Source organism: Salinispora oceanensis, assembly GCF_000383575.1.
Lineage (GTDB): Bacteria > Actinomycetota > Actinomycetes > Mycobacteriales > Micromonosporaceae > Micromonospora > Micromonospora oceanensis.
Genome location: NZ_KB911579.1, coordinates 3,090,542 through 3,102,192 on the forward strand (window position 1 = coordinate 3,090,542; position 11,651 = coordinate 3,102,192).

The following is an 11,651-nucleotide window of genomic DNA, read 5'->3' on the forward strand; positions in this document are numbered from 1 at the left end:
CTGGCGGGTGAGTGGGGTTGTGCCTGCTCCCTGTCGAGCTGCCCCAGAAATGGGGCGAGGTGGCCAGGTGCCCGCGCCCGATGCCGCCCGACCCAGAACCGAGGAACCCGACCGTCGGGCGCAGCTGGTGCCGCGATCAGTCTCCTTTGGTGTCCCACTGACGTGGTCGTGTAGGTGGGGCAGCTCGACAGCGGTGGTGTAACCCTGCCTGTCGTTGTTGACCCGGTCTCTCGGCTGGCCGTTCCCCCAACCTGTGTCAACGCCGGCTCCACTCCTCAGGCGGAGCCGACAACGTGGTCTGTGGGTGCTCGATGCGGTGCCTCAGGGCTCCGAGCTGTGATCCCCAAGCAGGTCCTGGGCCCCGGTCCCAAGCAGGTCCTGGGCCCCGGTCCCAAGCAGGTCCTGGGCCCTGGTCCCGAGCCGGGCCGCCGCCTTATGCGTGATCGGGGCGGGCGAGGGTGGAGCGAAGGAGGAAACGCAGGCCCTCCGGGGCCTCCAGGGAGAATCCGCTGCCACGGCCGGGAACGACGTCGATCGTGAGCTTCGTGTGCTGCCAGAGGTCCCACTGGGCGCGCGAGATCCAGAATTCGACTGGCTCTGGCACGCCGTCCACCGTCAGCGCGGCCAGCTGAATGTCCGACGAGCCGGTGCGGAACTCGCCCGCGGGATAGCACATCGGTGCACTGCCGTCGCAGCAGCCACCGGACTGGTGGAACATCAACGGCCCGTGCTGCTCCCGCAGCGACCGGATCAGCTCGGCCGCTGCGGGGGTCACGGTTACCAGGTCACTCATCAGAAGAAGCCCAGCTTCTTCGGGGCGTAACTGACCAGCAGGTTCTTGGTCTGCTGGTAGTGGTCCAGCATCATCTTGTGGTTTTCTCGGCCGATTCCGGACTGCTTGTACCCGCCGAACGCGGCGTGTGCGGGGTAGGCGTGGTAGCAGTTCGTCCAGACCCGCCCTGCCTGGATAGCCCGTCCTGCCCGGTACGCCGTATTAATGTCCCGGGTCCAGACGCCGGCACCGAGTCCGTACAAGGTGTCGTTGGCGATCTTCACCGCATCGTCGAGGTCGGCGAAGGAGGTCACCGAAACCACCGGGCCGAAGATCTCCTCCTGGAAGATTCGCATCGAGTTGCTGCCCTCGAAAATCGTTGGCTCGACGTAGTACCCACCGGAGAGCTCGCCGTCCAGCTGCGCCCGTGCGCCACCGGTCAACACCCGGGCGCCCTCCTGCCGGCCGATGTCCAGATAAGAGAGGATTTTCTCGAGTTGGTCGTTGGACGCCTGCGCGCCGACCATGGTCGCGCTGTCCAACGGATGCCCCGGCCTGATCTCCCGGGTCCGCGCGACGGCCGCCGCCAGGAAGTCGGCGTAGTGGCCCTGCTGGATCAGTGCCCGTGACGGGCAGGTGCAGACCTCGCCCTGGTTCAGGGCGAACATGGTGAAACCCTCGAGTGCCTTGTCGCGGAAGTCGTCCGGCGCAGCACTGACATCGTCGAAGAAGATGTTTGGGCTCTTACCACCCAGCTCCAGGGTGACCGGCTTGATGTTCTCGCTGGCGTACTGCATGATCAGCCGCCCGGTCGTGGTCTCGCCGGTGAACGCCACCTTGGCGACCCGGGGCGAGGACGCCAGCGGCCGACCCGCCTCGACCCCGAAACCGTTGACGACGTTGACCACACCCGGCGGCAGCAGGTCGGCTACCAGGGACAGCAGGTAGTGGATCGACGCGGGTGTTTGCTCGGCGGGCTTGAGTACCACCGCGTTGCCGGCGGCGAGCGCCGGGGCGAGCTTCCAGGTCGCCATGAGTAGCGGGAAGTTCCACGGGATGATCTGCCCGACCACACCGAGCGGCTCATGGAAGTGGTACGCGACGGTGTCATCGTCGATCTCGGCGAGGGAGCCCTCCTGCGCCCGGATCACGCCAGCGAAGTAGCGGAAGTGGTCGATCGCGAGCGGAATGTCGGCGGCGAGGGTCTCGCGGATCGGCTTGCCGTTCTCCCAGGTCTCCGCGATCGCCAGGGCCTGCAGGTGCTCCTGCATCCGGTCGGCGACCCGGTTGAGGACCAGGGCGCGGTCGGCGGCCGGGGTGCGTCCCCAGGCCCCGGCGGCGCCGTGCGCGGCGTCAATGGCCCGCTCCACGTCCTCCGCGGTACCCCGGGCCACCTCACAGAAGGGCTGCCCGGTCACCGGGGTCGGGTTCTCGAAGTACCGCCCCCCGTGCGGCTTGACGTACTCGCCACCGATGAAGTGGTCGTAGCGGGACTGCCAGTGGGTGGGCGCGTCGTAGCGCGTCATGGGTACCTCCGCCGTCAGCGAGGAGTGGACGGCGTCGACCCTATTTTTCTCGACGTTGCAGGGACGTTGCACGCGGGACGCCGTACTCCCGGGCGAGCTGGCGGGCCCGCGCCAGGGCGAGCGGCCGGCGTGGGGCGCCCGGCGGCAGTACCCGCGCCAGGAGCTCCCAAGCGGTCAGGTCGTCGGTGCCGGCGGTGGTCGCGGTCCAGGAGACGAGCAGCGCCGGGTCCGCGGAGGCCAGCACGGCCGCACGGAGCTGCCCGTCAACCAGCCGGCGCAGCCGGGCCACTCCCGGCGCCTCCGAGCCGGGCAACAGGCTCCCGGAGTACGCGTCGATCCCGCCCGCCGGGTCACCCCGCTCCAGCCGGTCGGTGACGGTACGGAAGTCGGCGCGTACCCGGCAGCGCAGTCGGTACGGGCGGGAGTCGAGCAACTCCGGGCCGAGTACGCGGCGCAGCCGAGACAGCTCGGCCCGGAGCGTGACGGGGTGCGAACGGTGCTCGCCGTACAGGTCGAGGGCGAGCTGTTCCCCGGTGCGTCCCTCCGGGTGGTCCACCAGCAACACCAGTAGTTCGCTGTGCCGCCGGCCGAGCCGAATCCGGCGGCCGCCGACCCGTAGCTGGGCCTCGTCCCGGCCGAGCGCGGCCACCTGCACGACGTCCGGCTCGACCGGTGCCATCCCGGCCAGGAACGCCTCGGCGGCCCGGGCCGTGGCCCGGACCAGGGCCAGGCTCTGCGGAGTGGCGAGGTGATCGCCGCCGGTGATGTCGACCGCCCCGAGAATTCGACCGGTGGCCGGATCATGGATCGGCGCGGCGGCGCAGGTCCAGCGCTGGACGCGGCGGCTGAAGTGTTCGGTGGCGAAGATCTGCACGCTGTGGTCCATGGCGAGAGCGGTGCCCGGCGCGTTGGTGCCCGCGTGCGTCTCGTCCCAGCGGGCCCCGGGCACGAAGTTCATCTGTTCGGCCCGGCGCAGTACGCCTGCGTGCCCCTCGACCCAGAGCAGCCGGCCGTGGGTGTCGCAGACCGCCATCAGGTGCGCGCCGTCCTGGGCGATCCCACCGAGCAGGTCCCGGAAGATCGGCAGCACCGGGGCCAGCGGGTGCCCGGCCCGGTAGCTCTCCAGCACGTCGTCAACGAGGTCGACGGGTGGGGTGCCCTCCGGGTCGAGGGGCATCGACCGTTCCCATGACCGCCGTACCACCTCCCGCACCCGCTGTGGCGTCGCCCCGGTGAGAAAGGCCGTGTGGGCGGCACCCACCTGCGCGATCCGCTCCGCCGGATCGACGCCGATTTCCAGGGCGAGCCACGGGTCAGCCATGGGTGACCTCCTGGCGCCCATCGTGACGCAGCTCACCCCAGATCGCCAAGTGGTGCCTCGTCTACGCTGCTCGATGTGGAGTCCGTAGCCTTTTATGTCGCCTCCCGCCCCGCCAACGGTGAGCGGGAGCTGACCGTGCGCCATCCCTACGACGACCGTCTTGTCGGGCGGACCACCTTCGCCACCGGCGATCAGGTTGAGGCCGCCGTCGCGGCGGCAGCCGCGGTGGCCCCGACCGCCGCGGCCCTCCCTGCCTACCGGCGCGCAGCGGCTCTGGCGCACGTCTCCCAGCGGCTCGCCGAGCGGGCCGACGAGGTGGCGGCACTGATCACCGCGGAGAACGGCAAGCCGGTGAAGTGGGCGCGCGCCGAGGTGCAGCGGGCGCTCGCGACGTTCCGGTGGGCCGCCGAGGAGGCCCGGCGCTTCTCCGGGGAGCTGCAGCGCCTGGACACCGACCCCGCCGCCGCCGGCCGGCTGGCTCTGGTGCGGCGGGCACCGCGGGGCCCCGTGCTGGGGATCTCCCCCTTCAATTTTCCGTTGAACCTGGTGGCGCACAAGGTCGCGCCAGCGATCGCGGTCGGCGCACCGATCGTCGTCAAACCGGCCCCGGCCACTCCGCTGTCCGCGTTACTCCTCGGTGAGCTGCTGGCCGAGACCGACCTGCCGGAGGGCATGTTCTCGGTCCTGCCGCTCCCCAACGAACAGGCCGCCGGCCTCGTCGCCGACCCGCGGCTGCCGGTGGTGTCGTTCACCGGCTCCGGCCCGGTCGGCGCGGCTATCCGTCGGTCGATACCGGAGAAGCACGTCACCCTGGAGCTGGGTGGCAACGCGGCCGTGGTGATCTGCGAGGACTGGAGCACGGAGGAGGATCTGACCTACGCCGCGCAGCGGATCGCGACGTTTTCGAACTACCAGGCTGGCCAGTCCTGCATCGCGGTGCAGCGGGTCTACGTGCACGAGTGGCTCTACGACGGGTTCCTGCCCCGGCTGGTCGCGGCGGTGCAGGCGCTGCGCACGGGCGATCCCTCGTCCGAGCTGACCGAGGTCGGTCCGCTGGTCTCGGAGTCAGCCGCCCGCCGCGTCGAGGCGTGGGTGGACGAGGCGGTCGCGGCGGGCGCCACCATCGAGGTCGGTGGGCGCCGGGTCGGGGCCGTGTTCCCGCCCACGGTGCTGTCTGGGGTGCCGCGGGACGCCAAGGTCAGTGTCGAGGAGGTGTTCGGGCCGGTGCTGGTGGTCGCCCGGGCGAGCACCGACGACGCCGCGTTCGCCGCGGTCAACGACTCGGCGTACGGGTTGCAGGCGGGTGTCTTCACCCACCGGCTGGATACCGCTTTCCGTGCCGCACAGGTGCTGGAGGTGGGTGGGGTGATCGTCGGGGATGTGCCGTCGTACCGGGCCGATCAGATGCCGTACGGCGGGGTGAAGGGCTCTGGCGTCGGGCGGGAGGGGGTTCGCAGCGCGATGGACGACTACACCGAACCCCGGGTCCTGGTCCTCACCGGGATCGCCGGTTAAGTCTGCGACGGCTTGGTCGTGCCGCCGAGTCGGCCGGCGGTCCGGGGGCGCGGGACGCCGTCGGGCCAAGTGCCGTCGGTTCGCGGTAGTAGCCTGACCGGCGACCCAGAGCAGGGAGGAACGGCGAGGTGATCATGGCGGGTTGGCGGTCCACGGCACGGCTCGCGGTGGTCTGCGTGGGTGCTGGCACCCTGCTGGCGCTGGGTGTGTCGCCCGCGTCGGCCGCCGAGGACACGGTGCGGGTCAGCGCGGCCGGGAAGTTCAAGGCCGGTGATTCGGCGGAGGAGGTCGCGGTCGAGGTACGCAAGCGCACCGAGGGCTGCGTGCAGCTGCGGGTCGGGCTCACCCTCTACCTCAACGGCCTCCGGGCGGATCAGGTGCGGGCGCAGGTCAATGCCGGGGGCCGGTGGCTTCCAGTGGAGCTATCCGCTGGCCGGGGCGGGGTGGCTACCGCCGCGACGTCACCAGAGAACCCGCAGCTCTGTAAGGGCAAGCGCGTCAAGCTGCAGTACGAGGTGGCGTTCGCCGCGGACACGGTGGACGGGCAACTCACCGTTGTCGGTGAGGCCGTCAGCACGGACGGCCAGGTGATCGGTCGAGATTCCGACTCTGCCAAGGTGACCGGCGGTAGCCCCGCCGGCGCTCCGACGTCCAGCGCCGCGCCGGTGCCGACCGTCGCGGCGACGGAGGCCGCCACCGCGGCGGCGTCAACGGCCGTTGACGCGCTAACCGATCCGGGGGGTGCCGCGGACAGCGCGGCACCGGCTCGGTCGTCCGGTGGTTCGGGCTTCCTCTACGCCGGCCTGGCCATGGTCGCGGTCGGCGTCGTTCTGATCGTCCTGCTGGTCCGGCGGTTCCGGGAGGACCGGTCGGTCCCCGCCGGTGGCATCCACCCCGCTGGGTTCGGGTATTCCGGCCCCGGTCAGCCGCCGGTTCCCGGGCGTCCGGCGACGCCGGGCCTGTACGGCAGTCCGGCAGCGCAGCGCCCAAACCCGGGGCTCTACGGCACCCACCCCGACGGCGCACCGCCGGTGTCGGGTGGGACGGCCCATCCAGGCCCTCCGCCGGTGCCGGGCGTACCCGGCACCCCGCCGGTGCCCCCAATTCCCGGCCAGCGCGGGCCGGCCGCGCCGGCGCCGGATGACCGTACCCGGTTCATCCCCCGGTTGCCGGACTGAGCCAGATACCGTCAGCTCTTCGGCTGGGCCGGAGCGATCCGCTGTGCTCCGATACGCTCAGGCCGTTGACGACGCCAGCGCGAGGAGCGGAGCACGGTGACTGACCTGTCCCAGATCGTGAAGGCCTACGACGTGCGTGGGGTGGTGCCGCACCAGTGGGACGAGCAGGTCGCCGCGGCACTTGGTGCCGCCTTTGCCCAGGTTCTGAACGATGGCGGGGAATCCGGCGACGCGGTGCTGATCGCGCACGACATGCGGGACAGTGGCCCCGGGCTCGCGGCGGCCTTCGCCACCGGCGTCCGGGCCACCGGCCGGGCGGTCATCGAGCTGGGGCTGGCCTCGACCGACATGCTGTACTACGCCTCCGGGTCGCTCGACCTGCCGGGGGCGATGTTCACGGCGAGTCACAACCCGGCCGGGTACAACGGCATCAAGATGTGCCGCGCGGGAGCCCGCCCGATTGGGCAGGACAGTGGCCTGGCGGAGATCCGGGCGCGGGCCCAGGCGCTGCTGGAGGCGGATGACGCCCAGCCGGCGGGTTCGCCGAGCGCGCCGGTCCAGCAGCGCGATCTGCTCACGGACTACGCGGCGTACCTGCGCAAGCTGGTTGACCTGAGCCGGATTCGACCGTTGAAGGTCGTGGTGGATGCCGGTAACGGCATGGGTGGCTACACGGTCCCGACGGTGCTCGGCGATGCCGCGCTGGCAGCGTTGCCGCTGGAGATTGTGCCGCTCTACTTCGAGCTGGACGGCACCTTCCCCAACCACGAGGCGAATCCGCTGGATCCGAAGAACCTGGTCGATCTGCAACGGGCGGTGCGGGCCGGGGGGGCGGACGTCGGCCTGGCGTTCGACGGCGACGCTGACCGCTGCTTCGTGGTGGACGAACGAGGGGAGCCGGTGTCCCCGTCGGCGATCACCGCGCTGGTCGCCACTCGGGAGCTGGCCAAGCACCCCGGCTCGACGGTGATTCACAACCTGATCACCTCGGCTGCCGTGCCGGAGATTATCCGGGAGAACGGTGGGCAACCGGTCCGGTCCCGGGTTGGGCACTCGTTCATCAAGGCCGAGATGGCCAGGACCAACGCCATCTTCGGCGGCGAGCACTCCGCGCACTACTACTTCCGGGACTTCTGGTTCGCCGACACCGGGATGCTCGCCGCGATGCACACCTTGGCAGCGCTGGGTGAGCAGTCGTTGCCGCTGTCGGTGCTGGCCGGCGAGTACGAGCGGTACGTCGCCTCCGGCGAGATCAACTCTACGGTGGCGGACCAGGCGGCGCGGGTGGCCGAGGTCCGGGCCGCGTACCCGGACGCGGAAGTCGACGAAACCGATGGCCTCACCCTGCGTTTCGCCGACCGTGCCTGGTTCAACCTACGGGCCTCCAACACCGAGCCGTTGCTGCGGCTCAACGTCGAAGCCCCGACCCGGGAACGCATGGCCTCGCTCCGCGATGCGGTGCTCGACCGGGTTCGCCGATAAGATCCCGTGCGCCGGTCGGGCGCCACCGACCGGTAGCCCAGAGGTGGAAGGAGCCGCGCCGTGGCCCTGGATCCGCAGTTGCTGGAGATTCTCGCCTGCCCGGACACACACCACGCCCCACTCGACTATGACGCCGGGGCGCAGACGCTCACCTGCACCGAGTGCGGCCGGATCTTCGAGGTCCGCGACGACGTGCCGGTGCTCCTGCTGGATGAGGCGCGCGGCGGCCCGGCGGAGCGGTCGTGATCGACGGTACGGCCGGGGTCAGTGGCCGCCGGGAAGTCGACGAGGCCCTGCTGGATGATCTGAAGGCGCTCGCCGAGCGGGACCCCGGTGGGATGCTGCGGCACATCGCGTCCGGCGGGGCGCAGGTTCGCGAGTCCGCCGCCCTCGCCGCCGAGGCCAACCTGTCGGTGTTGGCCGACGAGGGGCGTCCGCGCGCGGTTGTCATCGCGGGTATCGGCACGGCCGGGCGGACCGGCGACGTGCTGGCGACGGTCGCCGGGCCGCGCTGCCCGGTACCGGTGATCCCACATCGCAGCGCCGGCGTGCCCGGCTGGGTGGGCGCCGCCGACGTGGTGATCGCGGTCAGCGCCTCCGGCCGTAGCCCGGAGGCGCTCGGTGCGGCGGAGGCGGCCCATCGGCGGGGTGCCCGGCTGGTCGCGGTCGGTGCCCCGGACTCCCGGCTACAGTCGGTCGCGGAGCGGGCCCGTGCGCCGTTCATTCCGGTACCCCGACGGGCCCCGGCGCGAGCGAGTCTCTGGGCGTTGACCGTGCCGGTGCTGCTGGCCGCCCGGATGCTCGGTCTGGTCAAGGTCAACGAGGCGGATCTGGCGGAGACCGCCGCTCGACTGGACGCCGAGGCCGATCGGTGTCGGCCGTCCGCTGAGTCCTTCGTCAATCCGGCCAAGTCCCTCGCGTTGGGTCTGGCCGGCTCGATCCCGATCGTCTGGGGGTCGTCACCACTGGCCACCGTCGCGGCCCGCCGCTTCGGCGACACCCTCTCGGCGAACGCCCGGTACCCGGTTGTCTCCGGGGCACTGGGCGAGGCCGGTCGCGGCCGGGTCGGCCTGCTCGACGGGGTCTTCGGCGGGCTGGCGGAGGGGGAGCGGGACATTTTCGCCGATCCCGACCTGACGAAGGCGGTGGGGACTCGGCTGCGGCTGGTGCTGCTGCGCGACGGTGGCCTCAATCCGGAGGACGACGCCGACGAGCCGCTCGCGGTTGAGGAGCGGCGCGCGGACGCGGTCCAGACCCTCGCCGAGCGGCGGGGGGTGCGCGTGGACGTGGTCACCGCCGAAGGCGGCTCGGCCCTGGAGCGGCTCGCCTCGCTGATCGCGGTGCCGGACTTCGCCTCGATCTATCTCGCGCTGGCGCATGGCCTGGATCCGATGGCCGTTCCCGCGGTCACCGAGATGAAGGAGTTGGCCAATCAGTGAGCGCAGGTAGGGGCGCCGCAGCCCAGCGAAGTGGGGCCGCGGCGTGAGCGCCAGTGGCGGGACACGGGCAATCATCGCCGCGCTGTTGGCCAACACGGGTATCGCGGTAACGAAGTTCATCGCGTTCTTGCTGACCGGCTCGTCGTCGATGCTGGCCGAATCGATCCACTCGGTCGCAGACGCCGGCAACCAGGGCCTGCTGCTTATCGGTGGGCGGCGGGCGAGGCGTGCCGCGACCCCACAGCACCCGTTCGGGTACGGCCGGGAACGCTACATTTATGCGTTCATTGTCTCCATTGTCCTGTTCAGTGTTGGTGGTCTCTTCGCCCTGTACGAGGCGTACCACAAGTGGTCGCACCCGGAGGGCATCGAGAGCTGGCAGTGGGTCCCGGTCGTTGTCCTGGTGAGCGCGATCGTCATGGAGACGTTTTCCTTTCGGACCGCGATCCAGGAGTCGAATCGCGTCCGTGGAAAGCAGTCCTGGGTGCGGTTCGTCCGGCGGGCCAAGGCTCCCGAGCTGCCGGTGGTGCTCCTGGAGGACCTGGGTGCGCTGGTCGGTCTGATCTTCGCGCTCTTCGGGGTCGGCATGACCCTGGCCACCAACGATGGCCGGTGGGACGCCGCCGGTACCGCGATGATCGGTGTTCTGCTGGTGGTGATCGCGGTCATCCTCGCCATCGAGACCAAGAGCCTGCTCCTCGGTGAGGGCGCCGAGGCGCACGAGGTCGAGGCGATCGAGAAGGCGATGACCGCCGGTGGAGAGGTCGAGCGAATCATTCACATGAAGACGCTCTACCTCGGCCCCGAGGAGTTGATGGTGGCGGCGAAGGTCGCCGTCACCTCGGTTGGCAGTGCTGAGGAGCTGGCCCGGGGGATCAACGCGGTGGAGGCAAGGGTCCGCGCCGCCGTGCCGATCGCCCGGGTGATCTATCTGGAGCCGGACATCTTCGTCGCGTCTGGTGCTGAGCGGACCGAAAGTGAACCCGGCGAGAACGTCGGGCTGTCTGGGGGTTGACCCATGGAATTGTTGTACGGGCCGATCCGAAACTATGCCTGGGGCTCCCGCTCGGCGATCGCCACCCTTCAGGGGCGACCTACGCCGAGTCCGGAGCCGGAGGCGGAGCTGTGGTTGGGCGCGCATCCGGGCGCACCGGCCAGCGTGGACCGGGACGGGACCCGGGTCAGTCTGGTCGAGTTGTTGTCGGCCGAGCCGGGGCACTGGTTGGGCCAGCAGGTCGTTGATCGGTTCGGCGTTCGGCTGCCGTTCCTGCTCAAGGTCCTCGCCGCCGACGCGCCGCTCAGTCTTCAGGCCCATCCCGACCCGGAGCAGGCCCGCGCCGGCCACGCCGCCGACGCGGCGCGGGAGGCGGGGCAGCGTAACTACGTGGACCCGTTCCACAAGCCGGAGCTGCTGGTGGCGCTGACCCCGATGGAGGCGCTCTGCGGGTTCCGTGATCCGGCAGAGTCCGCGGAGGTGCTTGCCGCTTTCGGCGTACCGTCGCTGGAGCCGGTGGTGGCCGCCTTGCGGACGGGGGCGGCAGGGCTCGCCGACGCGGTTCGTCTCCTGTTGACCTTCCCCACCGACCAGCGTGCCGGGCTGGTGGCGGCGGTGGCGTCGGCGGCGGTGGAGAGTCCGGACGCACGGCTGGCCCGGTCGCTCGCCGACAGCTACCCGGGCGACCCCGGCGTGCTGGTGGCGCTGCTGCTCAACTGGGTGCGGATCGCGCCGGGGGAGGCGATCTGGATGCCGGCCGGGAACCTGCACGCGTACCTGCGCGGCACCGGCGTGGAGATCATGGCGGCGAGCGACAACGTGCTGCGCGGGGGGTTGACGCCGAAGCGGATCGACGTTGACGAGCTCCTGCGGGTGCTGCGATTCGAGGTGTTGGACGACCCGGTGGTGCGGGCGGTGCCGGTCGCGCCCGGCGTGGTCTGCTGGCCGGTGCCGGTGGATGACTTTGCGTTGTACCAGGTGCAGGTGGGCTCGGATCGGCCGGAGGTGACGGTGCCGCTGGTCGGGCCGCGGGTGGTGCTCTGCGGTGCCGGCGCCCTTACCGTGGACGACGGTGCCGGCTCGGTGGAGCTGGGGCCGGGGCAGGCCGCGGTGAGTCCGGCTGCCGCCGGTGAGCTGCGGATCGCGGGTACGGGCGAGGCGTACGTGGCGAGCTCCGGGCTGCGCTGAGCCACACCCCAGCAACACGCAAATCCGACTTTTCCGAAATAGCTTGACTCGGTTGGACCGCAGTGTGACGCTTTAAGCACACAGCGTTGTCGCGACGACGGTCTCGGGAGCGTGTGGGGAACCAAACCGGGGGGATGTGCGGGGCGGTCGGACCAGGGACGGAGCTTTCTTCCCGGGGCCGACCGCCTCGTGCGCTGTCCGGGGAGGGGCGCGGTCGACCGGTACGCGCGCGTAAG

10 protein-coding genes are annotated in these 11,651 nt (G+C 70.9%); 7 read left to right on the forward strand and 3 right to left on the reverse strand.

What is annotated here, in order from left to right:
• Window positions 1-433 precede the first annotated feature (433 nt).
• The 3 genes from SALPAC4_RS0114445 to SALPAC4_RS0114455 are packed head-to-tail and all read right to left on the reverse strand — an operon-like array spanning window position 434 to window position 3,619.
• Window positions 434-793: a DUF779 domain-containing protein gene (locus SALPAC4_RS0114445; protein ID WP_018729651.1), complete on the reverse strand. Its 360-nt coding sequence runs from the start codon at window positions 791-793 to the stop codon at window positions 434-436.
• A complete protein-coding gene (gene exaC, locus SALPAC4_RS0114450; RefSeq protein ID WP_018729652.1) occupies window positions 793-2,298 on the reverse strand; it encodes an acetaldehyde dehydrogenase ExaC in 1,506 nt (501 codons plus the stop codon). Before exaC ends, SALPAC4_RS0114445 begins: the two co-directional genes overlap by 1 nt.
• Window positions 2,299-2,338: 40 nt before the next feature.
• Window positions 2,339-3,619, reverse strand: a complete 1,281-nt coding sequence (locus tag SALPAC4_RS0114455) for a GAF domain-containing protein (protein ID WP_019870933.1) — start codon at window positions 3,617-3,619, stop codon at window positions 2,339-2,341.
• Window positions 3,620-3,694: 75 nt separating this feature from the next.
• Here SALPAC4_RS0114455 and SALPAC4_RS0114460 point away from each other — a divergent pair, with 75 nt between their 5' ends.
• The 7 genes from SALPAC4_RS0114460 (at window position 3,695) to manA (ending at window position 11,415) form a co-directional block, all read left to right on the forward strand.
• Window positions 3,695-5,134, forward strand: a complete 1,440-nt coding sequence (locus SALPAC4_RS0114460; protein WP_019870934.1) for an aldehyde dehydrogenase family protein — start codon at window positions 3,695-3,697, stop codon at window positions 5,132-5,134.
• 128 nt (window positions 5,135-5,262) lie between these two features.
• A complete protein-coding gene (locus SALPAC4_RS0114465; protein WP_019870935.1) occupies window positions 5,263-6,312 on the forward strand; it encodes a hypothetical protein in 1,050 nt (349 codons plus the stop codon).
• A 96-nt stretch (window positions 6,313-6,408) separates the two neighbouring features.
• Window positions 6,409-7,794 carry a phosphomannomutase/phosphoglucomutase gene (locus tag SALPAC4_RS0114470; protein ID WP_019870936.1) on the forward strand — a complete coding sequence of 462 codons (1,386 nt, stop codon included), beginning with the start codon at window positions 6,409-6,411 and terminating at the stop codon, window positions 7,792-7,794.
• 60 nt (window positions 7,795-7,854) lie between these two features.
• On the forward strand, window positions 7,855-8,040 hold the full coding sequence (locus tag SALPAC4_RS0114475; protein ID WP_018254105.1) for a Trm112 family protein: 186 nt from the start codon (window positions 7,855-7,857) through the stop codon (window positions 8,038-8,040).
• Window positions 8,037-9,233, forward strand: a complete 1,197-nt coding sequence (locus SALPAC4_RS0114480; protein ID WP_019870937.1) for an SIS domain-containing protein — start codon at window positions 8,037-8,039, stop codon at window positions 9,231-9,233. Before SALPAC4_RS0114475 ends, SALPAC4_RS0114480 begins: the two co-directional genes overlap by 4 nt.
• Window positions 9,234-9,276: 43 nt before the next feature.
• Window positions 9,277-10,248, forward strand: coding sequence for a cation diffusion facilitator family transporter (locus tag SALPAC4_RS0114485; RefSeq protein WP_019870938.1), 972 nt, complete (start codon window positions 9,277-9,279; stop codon window positions 10,246-10,248).
• Between the two features lie 3 nt (window positions 10,249-10,251).
• Window positions 10,252-11,415, forward strand: a complete 1,164-nt coding sequence (gene manA / locus SALPAC4_RS0114490) for a mannose-6-phosphate isomerase, class I (protein WP_019870939.1) — start codon at window positions 10,252-10,254, stop codon at window positions 11,413-11,415.
• Window positions 11,416-11,651: the final 236 nt, after the last annotated feature.

Excerpts from the sequence above, each read along its gene's own strand:
- SALPAC4_RS0114445 (WP_018729651.1), bottom strand. The coding sequence starts at position 793 with ATGAGTGACCTGGTAACCGTGACCCCCGCAGCGGCCGAGCTGATCCGG.
- exaC (WP_018729652.1), bottom strand. The coding sequence starts at position 2,298 with ATGACGCGCTACGACGCGCCCACCCACTGGCAGTCCCGCTACGACCAC.
- SALPAC4_RS0114455 (WP_019870933.1), bottom strand. The coding sequence starts at position 3,619 with ATGGCTGACCCGTGGCTCGCCCTGGAAATCGGCGTCGATCCGGCGGAG.
- manA (WP_019870939.1), top strand. The coding sequence starts at position 10,252 with ATGGAATTGTTGTACGGGCCGATCCGAAACTATGCCTGGGGCTCCCGC.